Source organism: Xanthomonas sp. F14 (assembly GCF_014199865.1).
This window is the reverse complement of the sequence record NZ_JACHOM010000001.1, coordinates 445,950-464,479: the sequence shown is the minus strand read 5'-3', so window position 1 is coordinate 464,479 and position 18,530 is coordinate 445,950. Positions and strand designations below refer to the sequence as shown.

Here is an 18,530-nt window from a genome sequence, read left to right as displayed (position 1 = left end):
GCGGCCATAGCAATCCCTGGGAGGGGACACATGCGCAAGACCTTCAAGACCCTGATGCTGGCCCTGCCGCTGGCCGCTGCCTCGCTGCTGGCCCAGGCCGCCGATTCGCCGGTGGGCCGCTGGAAGACCATCGACGACGAGACCGGCAAGCCCAAGTCGGTGGTGCAGATCGAACAGCTCGGCAACGGCACGCTGAGCGGCAAGGTGGTCGACATCCTGCAGTCCAACCACGGGCCCAACCCGACCTGCGACAAGTGCGATGGCGCGCTCAAGGGCAAGCCGATCAAGGGCATGACCATCCTGTGGGGCCTCAAGCCGGACGGCACCGCGGTGTGGAGCGGCGGCTCGGTGCTCGACCCGGCCAAGGGCAAGACCTACAAGGCCAAGGTCACCCTGACCGATGGCGGCAAGAAGCTGCAGATGCGCGGCTATGTGGGCATCGAGGCGTTGGGCCGGACCCAGACCTGGATTCGCGAATAGCCGGGAATCGGGAATCGGGATTGGGGAATCGGTAAGAGCAGGCGCCCGTGAGGGCGCCTTTTTTGTGCGTGTCCATCCTGACGCTACATGCGCGGCCAAACACCTGCGCGCCTCGACAACGCGGCTGCATGACCCTGCTTTGACCGATCCCCCAATCCCGATTCCCGATTCCCAGCCCCAATCCCGGCTCCCGACTAATGCGATAATCGGCTGTCCCCCGCATTACGCCTGCCATGACCCGCACCGCACTCGTCACCACCGCCCTGCCCTACGCCAACGGGCCGCTGCATCTTGGCCATCTGGTCGGCTATATCCAGGCCGACATCTGGGTGCGCGCGCGCCGGCTGCGCGGCGACAAGACCTGGTTCGTCTGCGCCGACGACACCCACGGCACGCCGATCATGCTCGCCGCCGAGAAGGCCGGGGTCACCCCGGAAGCCTTCATCGCCAACATTCAGGCCAGCCATGAGCGCGATTTCGCCGCATTCGGGGTGACCTTCGATCATTACGATTCGACCAATTCGCCGGTCAATCGCGCGCTCACCGAGGCGTTCTACACAAAGCTGGAGGCCGCCGGCCACATCAGCCGTCGCTCGGTGGCGCAGTTCTACGACCCGGCCAAGGGCATGTTCCTGCCGGATCGCTACATCAAGGGCATCTGCCCCAACTGCGGCAGCGCCGACCAGTACGGCGACAACTGCGAGGTCTGCGGCGCCACCTACGCGCCGACCGAGCTGAAGGAGCCCAGGTCGGTGATCTCCGGCGCCACGCCCGAACTGCGCGACTCGGAGCATTTCTTCTTCGAAGTGGGCCATTTCGACGGATTTTTGCGCGAGTGGCTGGCCGGCGATGTGGCGCTGCCCGGGGTCAAGGCCAAGCTCAAGGAATGGCTGGACACCGAAGGCGGCCTGCGCGCCTGGGACATCTCGCGCGATGCGCCGTATTTCGGCTTCCAGATTCCCGGCCAGCCGGGCAAGTATTTCTACGTGTGGCTGGACGCGCCGATCGGCTACCTGTGCAGCTTCAAGACGCTGTGCGCGCAGATGGGCGAAGACTTCGATGCGCATCTGGTGGCCGGCACGCAGACCGAGCTGCATCACTTCATCGGCAAGGACATCGTCAATTTCCACGGCCTGTTCTGGCCGGCGGTGCTGCACGGCACCGGCCATCGCGCACCGACCCGGCTGCACGTCAACGGCTATCTCACCGTGGACGGCGCCAAGATGTCCAAGTCGCGCGGCACCTTCGTGATGGCGCGGACCTTCCTGGACGTGGGCCTGGAACCGGAGGCGCTGCGCTACTACTTCGCGGCCAAGTCTTCCGGCGGCGTGGACGACCTGGACCTCAACCTGGGCGATTTCATCGCGCGGGTGAATGCGGATTTGGTCGGCAAGTTCGTCAACCTGGCCAGCCGCTGCGCCGGCTTCATCGGCAAGCGCTTCGACGGCAAGCTGGCCGACGCCCTGCCCGACCCGGCGCAATACGACCGCTTCGTCGCCGCGCTGGCGCCGATCCGCGAGGCCTACGAGCGCAACGATGCGGCCAGCGCGATCCGCCAGACCATGGCGCTGGCCGACGAGGCCAACAAGTACATCGACGACACCAAGCCGTGGGTGATCGCCAAGCAGGACGGCGCCGATGCGCAACTGCAATCGGTATGCACGCAGGGCCTGAACCTGTTCCGGATTCTGGTGGCCGCGCTCAAGCCGATCCTGCCGCGCACCTGTGCCGAGGCCGAAGCCTTCCTGTCGGCACCGATGACCAGCTGGGAAGACGTCGCCCGCCCGCTGACCGCCCACGTGATCCAGCCCTACACCGCCCTGTTCACCCGTATCGACCCCAAACTGATCGACGCCATGACCGACGCTTCAAAAGACACCATGGCCGCACCTGCGGCACCCGCTGTCACTACCGCCAAGCCCGCCCCGTCCAAGGCCGAGACGACGCCGGCGGCCGTTGCCAATCCCCAATCCCCGACCGCCACTTCCAACCTCATCGGCATCGACGATTTCGCCAAGCTCGACCTGCGCATCGGCAAGGTGCTGGTGTGCGAATTCGTGGAAGGCTCGGACAAGCTGCTGCGCTTCGAACTGGATGCCGGCGAACTGGGCAAGCGCCAGATCTTCTCGGGCATCCGCGCCAGCTATAGCGAACCGGAAGCGCTGGTCGGCCGCAGCGTGGTGTTCATCGCCAACCTGGCCCCGCGCAAGATGCGCTTCGGCATCAGCGAAGGCATGATCCTGTCGGCCGGCTTCGACGGCGGCGCGCTGGCACTGCTGGACGCCGATGGTGGTGCGCAGCCGGGGATGCCGGTGCGGTGAGGCGGGATTGGGGGCGGGAATCGGGAATCGGGAATCGGGAATCGTAGAAGCTACAGCTGATTGTTGAGGAAGACCTGACACGCGTGCCTGGCCCGACCCCTCATCCGCCCCTGCGGGGCACTTTCTCCCGGTGGGAGAAGGAACAGACACCACGCTTCCAACCAATCCCCACTCCCAACTCCCCAATCCCCGCCCCCATGCACCTGGCCCTGTTCGACTTCGACCACACCATCACCACCTGCGACAGCTATGCGCGCTTCCTGCGTAAGGTGGCGACGCCTGCACAGCTGGCGACGGCGAAATGGCAGGCCGGTCCCTGGGTGTTCGGCTATCGGATCGGGCTGGTCTCCGCACACGCCTTGCGTGCGCGCGTCACGCGCCTGGTCTTCAGTGGTCGCTCGCTGGACGAGATGGCCGCCCATGGGGCTGACCATGCACGCAACGCATTGCCCGGGATGGTGCGCGCCGAGATGATGCGACGCATCGACTGGCATCAAGCACAGGGGCATGAAGTCGTACTGGTGTCGGCATCGCTGGACCTGTATCTGCAGCCGTGGTGCGCCCAGCATGGCCTGTCGTTGATCTGCAACAAGCTGGAACACCACGCCGGCGTGCTGAGCGGGCGCTATGCAGACGGCGATTACGGCCCACACAAGGCTGCGCAGATCCGCCTGCGCTACGACCTGTCGCACTACGCATGCGTGCATGCCTACGGCGACAGCCGCGAGGACAAGCCGATGCTGACGCTGGCGCAGCAGCGCTGGTATCGCGGCAACCTGCTGCACTGACATGCACATCGCAACGCCCGCCTCATCGCCCGATCTGGTCGAACGCCTCGACCGCCTGCTGCCGCAGACCCAGTGCGGCCAGTGCGGCTACGACGGCTGTCGCCCGTATGCGCACGCCATGGCCAACGGCCAGGCCGATGTCGATCACTGCCCGCCCGGCGGCGACGCCGGGGCACGCGCGTTGGCGCACGTGCTGCAGCGTCCTGCACGCCCGTACGACCGCAGCCGTGGCAGCCACACGCCGCCGCAGGTGGCCTGGATCGTGGAGGCCGACTGCATCGGCTGCACCAAATGCATCCAGGCCTGCCCGGTGGACGCCATCGTCGGCGGCGCCAAGCACATGCATACGGTGATCGCCGCGCTGTGCACCGGTTGCGAGCTGTGCCTGCCGGCCTGCCCGGTGGACTGCATCGCGCTGCACCCAGGCAGCTGAGTGGCTGGCGAGGCGGCATGCCGCGTCAAACGCAACGCCTGCCAGCGTTGCGCGCATCGCACCGCGACGCGATCCCTGACCAACGGCACCGGCCGCCAACGACGCCCTGTTTGTCGGGAACGTCCTGACGCGTCCGGCGCATCCGTGCTGCGGATGCGCTCGTATTGGTAGGCACTCCCATCGAGGAATCCGCCGATGCGCCCACTCGCCGCCGCCGTTGCCGCGCTCGCCACCGTCTGCCGACCGATTCCGCCGTTGTTGCTGCTGGTGCTGGGCGGCCTGCCGCTGAGTGCGGCTGCGGTCACTCGCGTGGATGGCGATGCCTTCGATGGCGACAGCGGCGCGTTGCGCTATCGCGAGTCGCACTGGCTGCTCGACGATGGCGGACGCGTGGTGCTGTATCGCTGCCCGGATGGGCGCCCGTTCGCGCGCAAGCAGGTCGATGGCGGCGGCAGCTCGCCCGACTTCAGCCTGATCGACGGCCGCGACGGCTATCGCCAGGGCGTGCGGCAACGCAACGGCGTGCGCGAGATGTTCCAGCAGGAGCCCGGCAAGGCCGAGCAGCGCACGCCACTGCCGGCCGACGATGGCCCACGCGTGATCGATGCCGGCTTCGATGCCTACCTGCGCAACAACTGGGAGGCGCTCGCCAGCGCGCCGCAACGCGTGGACTTCGTGCTGCCCAGCCTGCAACGCCAGTTGGCGTTTCGTGTCGAGCGTATCGGCGATACCGGCGGCGAGCGGCGGTTTCGCTTGAGCCTGGATGCCTGGTACGGCGCGGCGGTGCCCTCGCTCGAAGTGCGTTATGCCATCGCCGACAAGCGTCTGCTGCAGTTCCGTGGCGTGGGCAACCTGCGCGACGCGCGTGGCCGCTATCCGCACGTACGCATCGTTTTCCCGGACACCGCTGCGCGTGCCGTCGGCGCCGATGAACTGCGCCAGGCGCGCGAGCAGCCGCTGGCCAAGAGCTGCAGCGCCCCGTGAACCAGACACCTGCCATCTTCACGTTCGACCACACGCGGTTGCGTACAACGGCCCGGTCACTTCTTCCCCATACAGGATCATCGCCATGGCCAAGGCCTACCTCTGGATCAACGCAGTGCTCTACGTCGTCCTGGCAATCTGGTGCACGCTCTCGCCGGCCAAGACCGCCAATGCCGTGGGTTACACCCAGCTCTCGCCGGCCGGGCAATCGGAATACCTGGTCATCTATGGCGGCCTGCAGCTGGGCATGGCGTTCCTGTTCGGCTACTTCGCCTGGATCGATCAACCGCGCACCGGCCTGCTGGTCGCACTCGCGTTCTACGTGCCGATCGTGCTGTTCCGCAGCGTCTCGCTGGCGCGCCTGTGGCCGGTCTCCGCACCCACGGTGGCATTGGCAGGCGTCGAGATCCTGCTGCTGCTCGCGGCAGTGCTGCTGTGGTTTCAGCGCAAGTGAAGGACAGCGTCAGCACAGTCCGGTAGCATCGCCCCCACCTCAGACAACGCCCGACCGCATGAGTGCCATCCCTGGCCACGACGACGATGAAACCGGACGACTGCTGACCGCAACCGCGGGCGGCGACCGGCATGCTTTCGAAGCGCTGTACCGGCAGACCTCGCCGAAACTGTTCGGGGTCTGCCTGCGCATGATCCCGCAACGTGCCGAAGCCGAAGAGGTACTGCAGGACGTGTTCACGCTGATCTGGCACAAGGCCGGGCAGTTCGATCCCGCCCGTGCACGCGGGCTCACCTGGCTGGCGATGATCGCGCGCAACAAGGCCATCGACCATCTGCGCGCCAATGCGCCGCAACGCCGCAACGTGGCGCTGGACGATGCCGGCGAACTGCGCGCCGGCGATGCCTCGCCGCTGGAGCGCACCGAGCGCGCCAGCACGCGTCGCCGCATCGATCATTGCCTGGCCGAGCTGGAGCCGCCGCGCAGCGAATTGATCCGCACCGCGTTCTTCGATGGCATTACCTACGAAGAACTCGCCGCGCGCACCGACACACCGATCGGCACGGTCAAGAGCTGGATCCGCCGCGGCCTGGCCAAACTCAAGGCATGTCTGGAACGATGAGCACGCCCTTTCCCATTGACCAGGAACCGCCGCGCGACGTGCTGGCCGGCGAATACGTGCTGGGCCTGCTCAGTGCCGACCAGCGCCTGGCTGCCGAACAACGCGTCGCCACCGACGGCCAGTTCGCCCAGGCGGTGACGCAGTGGCAGGAACATCTGGCGCCGTTGCTGGACGAGATCGCTACGGTGACGCCGCCCGGCCAGGTCTGGGCACGCATTCGCCAGACGCTGGGCTTCGATACGCCGTTGCATGCGGTGGCCTCCACCCCGTCGGCAACGCCACCGTCAGGCACGCCAAAGCCAGCGGTGTGGAACAGTGTGCGGTTCTGGCGCTGGGCAAGCGCCGCTGGCCTGGCCACTGCCGCGGTCTGCGTGCTGGCGCTGCTGAACCTGCGCACGCCGCCGGCAGCGATGCAGCCGCCGCCGGGCACCGGCCCGGTGGTACAGACACCGGTGACGCCGCCTGCAACCACCACCGCACCGGCGACCGGCATCGCGATGACCTCCACGCTGGCCACCGAAGACGGCCGCCCGGGCTATGTCGCCTTGATGGATGCCGACAAGCACACCATCACGGTGACGCCGCTGGATCGCACCGCCACCGCCGACAAGGTGCCCGAGCTGTGGCTGATCACGCCGGACGGCAAGGCCCATTCGATGGGTACCTTCGACGACCAGCGGGCACGCCGCGCGCAGATTCCCGATCAGCTGATGCCCATGCTCAGCAACGAGGCCATCCTGGCCGTCACGCTGGAGCCGCCAGGCGGCGCACCGGGCGGCATTGCCACCGGGACCGTGGTGGCCAAGGGCGGCATCAGCACACTGGCAATGGCGCCCTGATCCGGCGCGCCTGACGCCGCCTGCGACCACGTCGCAGGCGGCTTCCGAGCAACAGCCTCATCCGCCTCAACCCTGGCGTGCGCCGTTGAATGTGTGCGCAATTGCGCGATTCGTTCGCACCGGCACGCCAAGCGCGCGCACGCATGCGACGATCAAACCGGCTGGTGCATCTGTTTGCCGGCGGCGTCCGTAAAGGGTCACGACTACACACGGAGAACCACGCGTGCCGAGTACTGGCTTTGACCCACATGCCGCGCCGCCGCAGCCTGCCGACACCCGCCGTTTCGGGTGGCTCGCAGCACGCACCGGCAGCCTGCGTCGTTGGGTGGATTCGCAAACCGACGAGCCGCTGGACGAGGCACGCGCAGACCGCATCGACTGGCTGCGCGCCCTGCCCTTCATCGCGCTGCACCTGGCCTGCCTGGCGGTGTTCTGGGTCGGTGCGTCCTGGTTCGCAGTCGGCATGGCGGTGGCCTTGTACGCGCTACGCATGTTCGCGCTGACCGGGTTCTATCACCGTTATTTCTCGCACCGCGCGTTCAAGACCTCGCGCGTGCTGCAGTTCCTGTTCGCGGCCATCGGCGCCACCTGCGTGCAGCGCGGGCCGCTGTGGTGGGCCGCGCATCATCGCAACCATCACCGCCATACCGACACCGGCCGCGATCCGCATTCGCCGGCGCAGCACGGCTTCTGGTGGAGCCACACCGGCTGGTTCCTGACCCCGCGCAACTTCCGTACCGATTGGGAGGTCATCCCCGACCTGCGTCGCTTTGCCGAGCTGCGCTTTTTGGACCGCTTCGACATCGTGATGCCGGTGCTGCTGGCGACCGGGCTGTACCTGCTCGGCGACTGGCTGGCGGTTGCCGCGCCCGCGTTGAAGACCAACGGTACGCAGCTGCTGGTGTGGGGCTTTGTGATCTCCACCGTGGCCTTGTTCCATGCCACCTTCACCATCAATTCGCTGGCGCACCGCTTCGGCAGCCGGCGCTTCGACACCCGCGACGACAGCCGCAACAACTGGCTGCTGGCATTGCTCACCTTCGGCGAAGGCTGGCACAACAACCACCACTTCTTTCCCGGCTCCGCGCGCCAGGGTCTGCGCTGGTGGGAGTACGACTTCACCTGGTACGGGCTCACCGCGATGTCGTGGGTGGGCCTGGTGTGGGACCTCAAGCCGATGCCGAAATCGCTCACCCAACGTGCCGAGCGGGTGAGCCGATGAGCGAGGGCAGGATTGCCGTGGTCGGCAGCGGAATCGCCGGCCTGGGCGCAGCGTGGCTGTTGTCGCGCCGCTACGAGGTCACCTTGTTCGAGGCCGCCGATTATCTGGGCGGGCATACGCATACACACGACATCCAGCTGGACGGCCAGCGCTATGCGGTGGACAGCGGCTTCATCGTGTTCAACCCGCAGCACTATCCGCTGCTCACGCGCATGTTCGCCGAGCTGGACGTGGCCGCGCAGCCGACCACCATGAGCTTCTCGGTGCACGATGCGCGCAGCGGGCTCGAATACAACGCCGGCAGCCTGGGCGGGCTGTTCTGCCAGCGCAGCAACCTGTTCAGCCCGCGCTTCTGGGGCATGTTGGCCGACCTGCGCCGCTTCTACCGGCAGGCACCGGCGGTGCTGCACAGCGAGGAGCGCTTCAGCACGCTGGGCGCGTATCTGCAGCGGCATGGGTACTCGGACGCGTTTCGCGACCAGCATCTGGTGCCGATGGCCTCGGCGTTGTGGTCATCGCCCTCGCAACGCATCCTCGAATTCCCGATGGGCCAGCTGATCGGCTTCATGGCCAATCACCACATGCTGCAGCTCAGCGGGCGTCCGCAATGGCAGGTGGTGCGCGGCGGCTCCAACAGCTACGTCCGTGCGCTGCGTCGGCGCTGGCAGGTGCTCGAGCGCCTGTCCACGCCGGTGCATGCGATCCGGCGCGCGCCCAACGGCGTGGTGCTCAGCTCCCTGCGTGGCGAGGAGCACTTCGACAGCGTGGTGCTGGCCTGCCATGCCGACGATGCCCTGGCCTTGCTCAGCGATGCCACAGCGGCCGAGCAGCAGATCCTGGGCGGCATCACCTACCAGGACAACGACACCGTCCTGCACACCGACGCCAGCGTGCTGCCGCGCGACCGCCGCGCCTGGGCAGCGTGGAATGCGCATGTGCCGGCCGACCCGCAGGCGCCGTGCACGGTCAGTTACTGGATGAACGCCCTGCAGTCGATCAAAGCGCCGCAGCCGTTCATCGTCAGTCTCAATCGCGACCACGACATCGCTCCGGACAAGGTGCTGCGGCGCATGCGCTACCGCCACCCGGTACAGAACGCCGCCGCGCTCGCCGCGCAGACACGCAAGGCCGAGATCCAGGGCCTGCAGCACACCTGGTTTGCCGGCGCGGCATGGGGCTTCGGCTTTCACGAAGACGGCCTACGCAGCGGCGTGGAAGTGGCCCGTGGCCTGGGAGTGGACTGGTGATGCAGCTGCTGCGCGAAGCCAGCCCCGATGCGGTACCGCTACCTCCGGGCGAGGACAGCGGTGCCGGCAGCGTGGCCGGCACACTGCGCAGCGCGATCTACACCGGCTGGGTGCGGCACCGTCGGTTTGCGCCCAGAGCGCTGGCGTTCCGCTACCGGCTGTTCCTGATGTACCTGGACCTGTCCGAGCTCGATGCGGTGTTTGCCCGCCGTTGGCTGTGGTCGGTGGGGCGCGCCAACCTGGCGCAGTTCCGGCGCAGCGATTATCTCGGCGATCCAAACGTTCCTCTGGACCAAGCCGTGCGCGATTGCGTGCAGACCCAGACCGGCGAGCGCCCCGATGGCGCGATCCGCCTGCTCACGCATCTGCGCTACTTCGGCCATGTGTTCAATCCGGTCAGCTTCTACTACTGCTTCGATCGCCACGGTGGCCTGCGCTGGATCGTTGCAGAAATCACCAATACGCCCTGGCAGCAGCGCCACACCTACGTGCTGCCGGTCGCGCAGGCGCGCACGCATCGCGACGTGCATGCCTGGCGCTTCGACAAGCGCTTCCACGTCTCGCCGTTCATGGGCATGCAGCATCAGTACGACTGGCGTTTCAGCGTGCCGGATGCACAATTGCGCGTGCATATGCAGGTGCTGGATACACCCGGCGGCGATACGCCGGCCGCTCATCCTGACGCCGGTGGCGCAGGCAGCGAGCGCGGCGCGCGCCGCTTCGATGCCACCCTGGTCCTACAGCGCCAGCCGCTCAACGCACGCACCCTGGCGCGCACGCTGCTGGCCTACCCCTTGATGAGCGTGCAGGTAGTGCTGGCCATCCACTGGCAGGCCCTGCGCCTGTGGCTGCGCGGCAACCCCGTCCACGATCACCCTCATCCGCCTGTGCGAGAACCCCGATGAACGCCACGTCCCTGCCCGACACCGCTGCGCCGCGCGCGGCTTCCTGGACGGACCGCCTATTGCGCAAGCGCCTGCTGGCCACGCTCGGCGAGCTGCACGATGGACAGTTGCAGCTGCACGAAGCCGATGGCGTCACCACCCTCGGCAACGCCACTGGTGCGGATGCGCTGCAGATGCAGTTGCGCGTCATCGACCCCGGCTTCTATCGCCAGGCCGCGCTCAACGGCAGCGTCGGTGCCGGCGAGTCGTACATGGACGGGCAATGGCAGTGCGACGATCTGGTCGCATTGATGCGCCTGCTGCTGCGCAATCGCGAGCGTCTGGATGCGATGGAGACCGGTACCGCGCGGCTGGGCGGCTGGGCGATGCGCAGCCTGCATGCGTTCGCACGCAATACCCGCAGCGGCAGCCGGCGCAACATCGCCGCGCATTACGATCTGGGCAACCCGTTGTTCCGCCTGTTCCTGGACGAGAACCTGATGTATTCCTCGGCGATCTTCGTCGAGGGCGAAGAAGCCCAGGGCGAGGCCGCACTGGAGCGCGCAGCCACGCGCAAGCTGGAACGCATCTGCCAGAAACTGCGGCTCGGCCCGCAACACCATGTGGTGGAAATCGGCACCGGCTGGGGTGGCTTTGCGCTGCACGCCGCACGCGAGCATGGCTGCCGCGTCACCACCACCACCATCTCGCGCGAGCAGTTCGAACTGGCGACCCAGCGCATCGCCGCGGCCGGCCTGAGCGACCGGGTCACCGTGTTGTTGCGCGACTATCGCGATCTGGACGGGCGCTACGACCGGGTGGTGTCGATCGAGATGATCGAGGCGATCGGCCATCAATATCTGGACACCTATTTCGCCAAGGTCGGCAGCCTGCTGGCCGACGATGGCGAGGCGCTGATCCAGGCCATCACCATCGAAGACCATCGCTATGCGCAGGCGTTGCGCTCGGTGGACTTCATCAAGCGGCACATCTTCCCCGGCAGCTTCATTCCGTCGGTGGCGGCGATGACCGGCGCAATCGCACGCGCCAGCGACCTGCGCCTGTTCAACCTGGAAGACATCGGGCCGAGCTACGCGTTGACGCTGCGCGCCTGGCGGCAGCGCTTCATGGCGCAGCTGCCGCAGGTGCGCGCGCTCGGCTACGACGAGCGTTTCATCCGCATGTGGGAGTTCTATCTGGCCTATTGCGAAGCCGGTTTCCTGGAACGCTCGATCGGCGATGTGCATCTATGGCTGAGCAAGCCGGGCGCACGCCCGCCGCAGTTCGTGCCCGGCCTTCCCGTTGACGCATGAAGCAGCTCGGCAACTATCTGGGCCTGCAGGTGCTGTGGCTGGTGGCCGTCAGCGCCGCTGCGCACGCGCGCATCTGGCCCACCCTGCTGGTGCTGGCGCTGTTCGCGCTGTATCAGCTGTGGCCGTCGCGGCGTGCGCCGGGCGATCTGCAATTGCTGGTCGCCGCGCTGTCGCTGGGCTTGCTGCTGGACACCACGCTGGCCGCCGCAGGCTGGGTGCGTTATGCCGCACCGTGGCCGGGCACCTCGCTGGCGCCGGCCTGGATCCTGGCGTTGTGGCTGGGCTTTGCGCTCACGCTCAATCATTCGCTGGCGTCGGTGATGCAGCGGCCGTGGCTGGCGGTGCTGCTGGGCGCGATCTTCGGGCCGTTTTCGTACTGGTTGGCGCAACGCAGCTGGCAGGCGGTGCAATTCCAGCCGCCGCAGCTGCATGCGGCGGTCGCGGTCGGCATCGGCTGGGGCGTGGCCTGCGGTCTGTTGTCGCTGTATGCACGCCGCCTCGCGCGACCATCGCCTGAACACCTGAGGGGAGAACTGCAATGAATGCCTGGCCGCTGCTGCATGTGGGCGTGTTTGCGAGCGTGGTGATGGTGGTCGGCTGGCTGTGGCAACGCCGCAGCGGCAATGCCGGCCCGGTCGACGTGCTGTGGGCCGCGTGCCTGGCGGTGGCGGCGCCGTATTGCGCGTGGATGTCCGATGGCGCGCTGCTGCCGCGCGTGCTGGTCGGCGTGCTCGGCGGTGTCTGGGGCGCGCGCCTGGCGTTGCATCTGGGCGTGCGCGTGTTCGGCGACCCGCACGAAGATGGCCGTTATCGCGCCCTGCGCGAGCACTGGAACGGCGACCAACGCAAATTCCTGGGCTTCTTCCTGGCGCAGGCGGTGGTCGTGGTGCTGTTTTGTGTGCCGTTTCTGGCCGCTGCCAGCAATCCGACTCCGGCCTGGAGCGCGTGGAGCACGCTGGCGATTGCGGTGTGGTTGATCGCGGTCGGTGGCGAAGCCCTGGCCGACCGCCAGCTGTCTGCGCACAAGGCCAACCCGGCCAATCGCGGCGTCACCTGCCGCAGCGGGTTGTGGCGGTATTCGCGCCATCCCAACTACTTCTTCGAGTTCGTGCACTGGTTCGCCTATCTGGCGCTGGCCGTCGGTGCCGGGCCGTGGCCGCTTGCCCTGGCTGCGCTCGGGCCGGTGGTGATGTTCGTATTCCTGTATCGCTTTACCGGCATTCCCTACACCGAGCAGCAGGCGCTGCGCTCGCGTGGTGAGGACTACGCGCAATACCAGCGCAGCACCAGCGCGTTTTTCCCACTTCCCCCTTCGTCCTGAGTAGCCTGGAGAGTCGTATGTCCACTGTCACCATCCCGCCCTCCTCGCTGCCCGAAGAATCCTTCGCCACCCGGCTGGCGGAATCCGGCGTGCTCCCCGACGCCGCACTGCGTTACGGCATCCGCCGGCTGTGTGCGCAACGTCTGCGCGATGAGCGTACCGGCGGTGCCGACGCCAGCGGCGAGCGCCAACGCGCCTTCATCGACAGCCTGCGTGCCAGCGCCATCGCGATCGAAACCGATGCCGCCAATCGCCAGCACTACGAATTGCCGCCGCAGTTCTTCACCCTGTGCCTGGGTCGCCGGCTCAAGTACAGCAGCTGCTACTGGGACGCCACCACGCCGGATCTGGATGCGGCCGAAGAACGCATGCTGGCGCTGTACGGCGAGCGCGCCGAACTGGCCGATGGCCAACGCATTCTGGAGCTGGGCTGCGGTTGGGGCTCGCTGACCTTGTGGATGGCCGAGCGCTATCCCGGCGCCACCATCACCGCGGTGTCCAACTCGCGTCCGCAGCGCGCGCACATCCTGGAGCAATGCCGGGTGCGCGGATTGAGCAACGTGCAAGTCATCACCGCCGACGTCAACGCGCTGGCGCTGCCGCCGGGCAACTTCGACCGCGTGGTGTCGGTGGAGATGTTCGAACACATGCGCAACTACCGCGAGCTGCTGGCGCGCGTCGGCAGCTGGCTGGCGCCAGGTGGCAAGCTGTTCGTGCATATCTTCTGCCACCGCGACCTGGCCTACCCGTTCGAAGTGGCCGGCGAAGACAACTGGATGGGACGGCATTTCTTCACCGGCGGGTTGATGCCGGCGGCCGATACCCTGCTGCATTTCCAGCAGGACGTGGTCATCGAACAGCGCTGGGTGCTATCGGGCGAGCATTACGAAAAAACCGCCAACGCCTGGCTGGAAAACCAGGACCGCCACCGCGAGCAGATCATGCCGCTACTGCGGCAGACCTATGGCGACGATGCGCAGCGCTGGTGGCAGCGCTGGCGGATGTTCTGGCTGGCCTGCGCCGAGCTGTTCGGTTACGACCAGGGCCGCGAATGGAGCGTGGCGCATTACCGCTTCGTCAAACGCTGATTACGCACGCGCGCGCATCGAAACGACGAGGCGGCCCGCGTGAGTGAAGCGCGACATGTCGGCGTTCCACTCATGGGGTGCGCCGACAAGCGCGCTGGCGGTCCTGCCAAGCAAACGTGTGAGCGGTTCTTCGCCGCTGTCGTCCACCAACGCTGCGCTGCATGTTCGAGCGCATACGCGCAGATGACGCGACGTCGGCGCGCGATCGAGCCGCGCGCCGCGCTGCGATCAGCTCGCCGCAGCGGTGATCACGATTTCCACCTTCCATTCCGGCCGCGCCAGTCTGGCTTCGACCGTGGCCCGCGCCGGGGTGAAGCCGTGCGGCACCCATTCGTCCCAGGCCTTGTTCATGCCGTCGAAATCGGCGATGTCGGCCAGGAAGATTTCCGCACGCAGGATCTTGGTCTTGTCGCTGGCCGCCTGCGCGAGCAGCTTGTCGATTTCGCCCAGCACCTGGCGGGTCTGCCCGGTGATGTCTTGGCTGGTGTCTTCGGCAATCTGGCCTGCCAGGTAGCACACGCCGCCATGGACGGTCATTTCCGACATCCGCGGACCCGCATCGAATCGCTGCAGCATTTTCAGACTTCCTACGGTTGATTGACCCGGGCATTGTCCCGCGAATGCGGCAAACGTGCAGCCCCGGCGCGCACGTGCTGCGCCAACCACGCCCCCACCCGCACCATCCAGGCCACGATCAACACGATGGCGCTCTTCTGGCTGATGCCCAGCGGCGCGCCGGTGACCGTGACGTGGAACAGCAACACCGCAAATGCGCACAGCCCCAGGCCGAACGCGGTGGCGAAGTGGCGTTGCCACATCCGGTCGCGGCGGAAGTACCAGGACTGCAGCAATACCGCCGCGATCACGCACAGAAACGTCATGTCGGCCGAGAGCAGGTGCACTGCCACGGCCGCGTCGGGCGCCAGCTCCGGCATCCAGCTATCGCCGATCGACACCATGCACAGGCCCACCGCCGCCGCCCAGAACAGCCCCACCACGGCGCGGCTGCGCGCGGGCGGTGCAAGTGCCGCATGCAGGCCCAGCGCCATCCACGCCATCGCCGCAGCCAGCACGCAATACGCCGTGCGCAGCAGCAGGCCGTAGGCACCGTGCAGATACGCGCTCAGCTGTGCGTCGATCCAGTCCAGATCGCCGCGCAGCGATTGCAGCAGCAGGATCAAGGCGATGAAGGCCAGGCCCATGCAGGCGGCGACTGCGCCGGCCTGCCCGGCCCAGCGTGGCGGGCAGGCCGACCTGGGTGGCATCACAGTGCCGCTGTTGTGTTGATCTTCCATCAGCAGCCTGTCTGTGTTGCAACGGTCATCGTGTCCATGTCGGTCTCCTGCGGCACGCGGGCGCGGCGATGCCCTATGATGCGCGCGGCCGTCCTGAGCCGACACCTGTCGGCGCGACCGAACCCTGCGTTCACCTCATTCGGCATCCGTGCGATCACCCTGCATGTACCTTGACACCGACCGTCCCATGCAGAGCAACCGCCCGCGCGGCACGCACCGTGCATGTGCCCTTCTTCCCCTTCAGCAGATCCCGTTTCCCTCATGACGGATACCTCCGTGTCTTCCCAAGCGCCGGCCAGCGGGTGGCGCCGCGCCTTGCCGGTGATCATCAGCCTGGCAATCCTGGCAATGGCGCTGCACGCGCTGTCGGGGCAATTCACCGACCATGGCTATCGGCAGATCCGCCAGGCCTTCCGCGCCCTGGGTGCCGGCCAGATCGCGCTCACCCTGTTGCTGGGCTTGAGCAGCTACGCCTGCCTGGTGGGCTTTGACTGGGTCGGGCTCAAGCGCACCGGCAAGCGGCTGCATCCGGCGCGCGTGGGCATCACCGCCTTCATGGCGCATGCGGTGGGGCAGACGCTGGGCTTTGCCGCCCTGACCGGCGGCGCGGTCCGCCTGCGCGGCTATGGCAGCGTCGGGCTGACCCTGGCCGAGATCGGCCAGGTGGTGCTGATGAGCACGCTGGGCTTCGTCTTCGGCGCCTGGGTGTTGCTTGGCCTGGCGCTGCTGCTGGAACCGGAAGCGGCTGCACGTGCCTTGCCGATCACCGCAGAAGGCATCCGCATCGCCGGTATCGCCTTGCTGGTCGGCTACGTCGCGATGCTGGGGCTGGTCGGCAGACAGGGCCGCGAATTCGGGATCCGCAGTCATCGCTTCTGGCTGCCCGACCGCACCACGGTGCTGGGCGTGACCGCGCTGAGCGTGGTCGAGCTGGGCCTGGCGGCCGCCGCGTTCTACGTGCTGCTGCCGCCGGACCCAGGCACCGGCTACTTCGGGTTTATCGGCATCTGGCTGGTGGCGGTGGTCGCCGGGCTGATCTCCACGGTGCCGGCCGGCCTGGGCGTGTTCGAGTGGAGCCTGCTCAAGCTGCTGCCGCATGTCACCCCCGCCGCGGTGCTGGCCGCCGCGCTGGCCTACCGGGTCACCTACTACATCGTGCCGCTGCTGATCTCGGTGGCGATGGCGGCAGCCTCCGGCCTGGGCGCACCGGTGCGTGCCAGCGCCAGCACCGCACGCACGGTATGGAAGGCCTTGCGCCCGTGGTTGCCGCAGATCCTGGCGTTGGCGGTGTTTGCGGTGGGCGCCGCGCTGGTCATCGACGGCACCTTGCCCACTCCGCGCGCGCGCCAGGAAGTGGCGCCGCTGCCGCTGATCGAAACCTCGCATCTGCTGGTCAGCCTGGGCGGCATGGTGCTGCTGCTGATCGGCCAGGGCCTGCAACGCCGCAGCCATGCGGCCTGGGTGCTCGCGCTGGGCGTGTGCATCCTGCTGCCGCCGCTGTCGCTGTTGCGCGGCAGCCATATCTCGGTGTCGTTGTCGGCGGCACTGGCCGCAGTGGCGCTGTGGGCGGCACGCCGCGAGTTCTACCGCCAGGGCGCGCTACTGGACGAAGCCTGGTCGTGGCGCTGGCTGAGCAACCTCGGCCTGGTGCTGGTGGCCACGTTCTGGCTGCTGTTCTTCGTCTACAGCCACGTCGAATACAGCAACGACCTGTGGTGGGAATTCGCCACCTCGGCCAATGCACCGCGTGCGCTGCGCGCGGCGCTGATCCTGTGCGTGGGCGTGATCGTGTTCGGCATGGCGCGCCTGCTGCGTGGCGGCCGCCGCCCGATGCCGTCCGCCGATGCGCAGACCCTGCAGACGCTGGCGCCGATCCTGGCCATCAGCACCGACACCCAGGCCTGTCTGGCGCTGACCGGCGACAAGGCCTTCCTGCTCGACGAGCAGGGCCGCGGGTTTGTGATGATGCAGCGTTACGGTGGCTCGCTGATCTCGATGGGCGACCCGGTCGGCCCACCGGAGGTCGCGCGCGCCCTGATCTGGCGCTTCCGCGAGGAGGCCGACCATATGGGCCTGCGCCCGGTGTTCTACCAGGTCGGCGAAAAATACTGGCAGACCTATCTCGACATGGGCCTGACCCTGGTCAAACTGGGCGAAGAGGCGATCGTGCCGCTGGAAGGCTTCACCCTGGAAGGCCGCGACCGCGCCGATCTGCGCCAGGCCTGGAACCGCGGCAAGCGCGGCGGCCTGACCTTCCGCATGCTGCAGCCCGAACAGGTGGACGCAGTACTGCCGCGCCTGTCCGAAGTGTCCGAGCAATGGCTGGAAGAAAAGTCCGGCGAAGAGAAGGGCTTCTCGCTGGGCAGCTTCGATGCGGATTATCTGCGCCGCTTCCCGGTGGCAGTGGCCGAGGCGGAAGGCGAAATCGTGGCCTTCGCCAATGTGTGGTGGGCGCCGGCCGGTGGCGAGCTGTCGGTGGACCTGATGCGGCACAGCGCGCAGGCACCCAAGGGCACGATGGATTTCCTGTTCATCGAGCTGTTCCTGTGGGGGCAAGCCAATGGCTATACGCGCTTCTCGCTGGGCATGGCACCGCTGTCGGGCCTGGCCGAGCATCGCCTGGCCGGCCGCTGGAATCGCTTCGCCAGCCTGGTCGCACGTCATGGCGAGCGTTTCTATGGCTTCAGCGGCCTGCGCCGCTTCAAGTCGAAGTTCGCCCCGACCTGGCGCCCGCGCTATCTGGTCGCGCCCGGTGGCATGCATCTGCCGGCGGCACTACTGGATGTCACCCGATTGATCTCGGCGGATCCGGGCCGGCAGGAGTAAGGCCGCTCGATACCTGCGGTTTTACGCGAATGCCTCGCTCTGCTGCGGGCGCTTGCACGTGTGCCTGAAGGCATTGCTTGCCGATCGGCAGTGGCAACGCTGGGCGCGTGGTGCCGCGTCCGGGGGCGTGACCATGTGGCGACATGGATGTTGCCACCGAGCCTGCATGGATGGATTCACGGCGTGTCCCGACACTGGATGCGGCGCCGCGCCGCCGACCGACTTCGCACACCGATCAATCTTGCGCACGACATCTGGGGTCCCACGCGAATGCTTCGGTCTACTGCGGGCGCTTGCACGCGTACCGGCGTGGGACACGCCGCAAGTACGTCCATGTAGGCTCTGGCGCGGCATCCATGCCGCTCAAGGTCCCACGCCGGCACCCGCGCAAGCACCACCGGTTGTTGTCGGTT

At 67.4% G+C, this 18,530-nt stretch carries 18 protein-coding genes; 16 read left to right on the top strand and 2 right to left on the bottom strand.

What is annotated here, in order from left to right; translation table 11 throughout:
• The first annotated feature begins 30 nt into the window (after window positions 1-30).
• The 15 genes from GGR73_RS02070 to GGR73_RS02000 all read left to right on the top strand — a co-directional run bounded on the left by GGR73_RS02070 (window position 31) and on the right by GGR73_RS02000 (window position 13,996).
• Window positions 31-480 carry a DUF2147 domain-containing protein gene (locus GGR73_RS02070; protein WP_016904108.1) on the top strand — a complete coding sequence of 150 codons (450 nt, stop codon included), beginning with the start codon at window positions 31-33 and terminating at the stop codon, window positions 478-480.
• Between the two features lie 233 nt (window positions 481-713).
• Window positions 714-2,801: a methionine--tRNA ligase gene (metG, locus tag GGR73_RS02065; protein WP_184455432.1), complete on the top strand. Its 2,088-nt coding sequence runs from the start codon at window positions 714-716 to the stop codon at window positions 2,799-2,801.
• Window positions 2,802-2,998: 197 nt separating this feature from the next.
• Entirely contained in the window at window positions 2,999-3,589 is a 591-nt protein-coding gene (locus GGR73_RS02060; protein WP_184455430.1) for an HAD family hydrolase, read from the top strand.
• Between the two features lies 1 nt (window position 3,590).
• Window positions 3,591-4,022, top strand: a complete 432-nt coding sequence (rnfB, locus tag GGR73_RS02055) for an Rnf electron transport complex subunit RnfB (RefSeq protein WP_049818222.1) — start codon at window positions 3,591-3,593, stop codon at window positions 4,020-4,022.
• A gap of 195 nt (window positions 4,023-4,217) precedes the next feature.
• The gene (locus GGR73_RS02050) at window positions 4,218-5,006 is read left to right on the top strand and encodes a hypothetical protein (protein ID WP_054591633.1); all 789 of its coding nucleotides are present in this window, start codon (window positions 4,218-4,220) and stop codon (window positions 5,004-5,006) included.
• An 85-nt stretch (window positions 5,007-5,091) separates the two neighbouring features.
• Window positions 5,092-5,460: a DUF4345 family protein gene (locus GGR73_RS02045; RefSeq protein ID WP_024940530.1), complete on the top strand. Its 369-nt coding sequence runs from the start codon at window positions 5,092-5,094 to the stop codon at window positions 5,458-5,460.
• Window positions 5,461-5,518: 58 nt separating this feature from the next.
• Entirely contained in the window at window positions 5,519-6,082 is a 564-nt protein-coding gene (locus tag GGR73_RS02040) for a sigma-70 family RNA polymerase sigma factor (RefSeq protein ID WP_024940529.1), read from the top strand.
• The gene (locus GGR73_RS02035; protein WP_184455428.1) at window positions 6,079-6,921 is read left to right on the top strand and encodes an anti-sigma factor domain-containing protein; all 843 of its coding nucleotides are present in this window, start codon (window positions 6,079-6,081) and stop codon (window positions 6,919-6,921) included. The genes GGR73_RS02040 and GGR73_RS02035 overlap by 4 nt, the downstream gene beginning before the upstream one ends.
• A gap of 223 nt (window positions 6,922-7,144) precedes the next feature.
• Entirely contained in the window at window positions 7,145-8,143 is a 999-nt protein-coding gene (locus tag GGR73_RS02030) for a fatty acid desaturase (RefSeq protein ID WP_184455426.1), read from the top strand.
• Complete coding sequence (locus GGR73_RS02025) at window positions 8,140-9,390, top strand: FAD-dependent oxidoreductase (RefSeq protein ID WP_184455424.1); 1,251 nt, start codon at window positions 8,140-8,142, stop codon at window positions 9,388-9,390. The genes GGR73_RS02030 and GGR73_RS02025 overlap by 4 nt, the downstream gene beginning before the upstream one ends.
• Complete coding sequence (locus tag GGR73_RS02020; protein WP_184456465.1) at window positions 9,390-10,295, top strand: DUF1365 domain-containing protein; 906 nt, start codon at window positions 9,390-9,392, stop codon at window positions 10,293-10,295. The genes GGR73_RS02025 and GGR73_RS02020 overlap by 1 nt, the downstream gene beginning before the upstream one ends.
• Window positions 10,292-11,587 carry an SAM-dependent methyltransferase gene (locus GGR73_RS02015; protein WP_184455422.1) on the top strand — a complete coding sequence of 432 codons (1,296 nt, stop codon included), beginning with the start codon at window positions 10,292-10,294 and terminating at the stop codon, window positions 11,585-11,587. The genes GGR73_RS02020 and GGR73_RS02015 overlap by 4 nt, the downstream gene beginning before the upstream one ends.
• Window positions 11,584-12,129: a DUF2878 domain-containing protein gene (locus tag GGR73_RS02010; RefSeq protein WP_126965738.1), complete on the top strand. Its 546-nt coding sequence runs from the start codon at window positions 11,584-11,586 to the stop codon at window positions 12,127-12,129. The genes GGR73_RS02015 and GGR73_RS02010 overlap by 4 nt, the downstream gene beginning before the upstream one ends.
• The gene (locus GGR73_RS02005; RefSeq protein ID WP_047124205.1) at window positions 12,126-12,908 is read left to right on the top strand and encodes a DUF1295 domain-containing protein; all 783 of its coding nucleotides are present in this window, start codon (window positions 12,126-12,128) and stop codon (window positions 12,906-12,908) included. Before GGR73_RS02010 ends, GGR73_RS02005 begins: the two co-directional genes overlap by 4 nt.
• A 17-nt stretch (window positions 12,909-12,925) precedes the next feature.
• On the top strand, window positions 12,926-13,996 hold the full coding sequence (locus GGR73_RS02000) for an SAM-dependent methyltransferase (RefSeq protein ID WP_184455420.1): 1,071 nt from the start codon (window positions 12,926-12,928) through the stop codon (window positions 13,994-13,996).
• A 228-nt stretch (window positions 13,997-14,224) separates the two neighbouring features.
• Here the strand turns inward: GGR73_RS02000 and GGR73_RS01995 are convergent, their stop codons facing one another.
• Window positions 14,225-14,572: a RidA family protein gene (locus GGR73_RS01995; RefSeq protein WP_016903508.1), complete on the bottom strand. Its 348-nt coding sequence runs from the start codon at window positions 14,570-14,572 to the stop codon at window positions 14,225-14,227.
• An 11-nt stretch (window positions 14,573-14,583) separates the two neighbouring features.
• Window positions 14,584-15,291, bottom strand: a complete 708-nt coding sequence (locus GGR73_RS01990; RefSeq protein ID WP_184455418.1) for a DUF998 domain-containing protein — start codon at window positions 15,289-15,291, stop codon at window positions 14,584-14,586.
• A gap of 261 nt (window positions 15,292-15,552) precedes the next feature.
• On the opposite strand from GGR73_RS01990, the gene mprF reads away from it, so the two are divergent.
• Entirely contained in the window at window positions 15,553-18,117 is a 2,565-nt protein-coding gene (mprF, locus tag GGR73_RS01985) for a bifunctional lysylphosphatidylglycerol flippase/synthetase MprF (protein ID WP_065031816.1), read from the top strand.
• Window positions 18,118-18,530: the final 413 nt, after the last annotated feature.

Excerpts from the sequence above, each read along its gene's own strand:
- GGR73_RS02015 (WP_184455422.1), top strand. The coding sequence starts at position 10,292 with ATGAACGCCACGTCCCTGCCCGACACCGCTGCGCCGCGCGCGGCTTCC.
- GGR73_RS02025 (WP_184455424.1), top strand. The coding sequence starts at position 8,140 with ATGAGCGAGGGCAGGATTGCCGTGGTCGGCAGCGGAATCGCCGGCCTG.
- GGR73_RS02020 (WP_184456465.1), top strand. The coding sequence starts at position 9,390 with ATGCAGCTGCTGCGCGAAGCCAGCCCCGATGCGGTACCGCTACCTCCG.
- GGR73_RS02060 (WP_184455430.1), top strand. The coding sequence starts at position 2,999 with ATGCACCTGGCCCTGTTCGACTTCGACCACACCATCACCACCTGCGAC.
- GGR73_RS02070 (WP_016904108.1), top strand. The coding sequence starts at position 31 with ATGCGCAAGACCTTCAAGACCCTGATGCTGGCCCTGCCGCTGGCCGCT.
- GGR73_RS02005 (WP_047124205.1), top strand. The coding sequence starts at position 12,126 with ATGAATGCCTGGCCGCTGCTGCATGTGGGCGTGTTTGCGAGCGTGGTG.
- GGR73_RS01995 (WP_016903508.1), bottom strand. The coding sequence starts at position 14,572 with ATGCTGCAGCGATTCGATGCGGGTCCGCGGATGTCGGAAATGACCGTC.
- GGR73_RS02035 (WP_184455428.1), top strand. The coding sequence starts at position 6,079 with ATGAGCACGCCCTTTCCCATTGACCAGGAACCGCCGCGCGACGTGCTG.
- GGR73_RS02040 (WP_024940529.1), top strand. The coding sequence starts at position 5,519 with ATGAGTGCCATCCCTGGCCACGACGACGATGAAACCGGACGACTGCTG.
- GGR73_RS02010 (WP_126965738.1), top strand. The coding sequence starts at position 11,584 with ATGAAGCAGCTCGGCAACTATCTGGGCCTGCAGGTGCTGTGGCTGGTG.
- GGR73_RS02045 (WP_024940530.1), top strand. The coding sequence starts at position 5,092 with ATGGCCAAGGCCTACCTCTGGATCAACGCAGTGCTCTACGTCGTCCTG.
- rnfB (WP_049818222.1), top strand. The coding sequence starts at position 3,591 with ATGCACATCGCAACGCCCGCCTCATCGCCCGATCTGGTCGAACGCCTC.
- mprF (WP_065031816.1), top strand. The coding sequence starts at position 15,553 with ATGACGGATACCTCCGTGTCTTCCCAAGCGCCGGCCAGCGGGTGGCGC.
- GGR73_RS01990 (WP_184455418.1), bottom strand. The coding sequence starts at position 15,291 with ATGGAAGATCAACACAACAGCGGCACTGTGATGCCACCCAGGTCGGCC.
- metG (WP_184455432.1), top strand. The coding sequence starts at position 714 with ATGACCCGCACCGCACTCGTCACCACCGCCCTGCCCTACGCCAACGGG.
- GGR73_RS02000 (WP_184455420.1), top strand. The coding sequence starts at position 12,926 with ATGTCCACTGTCACCATCCCGCCCTCCTCGCTGCCCGAAGAATCCTTC.
- GGR73_RS02050 (WP_054591633.1), top strand. The coding sequence starts at position 4,218 with ATGCGCCCACTCGCCGCCGCCGTTGCCGCGCTCGCCACCGTCTGCCGA.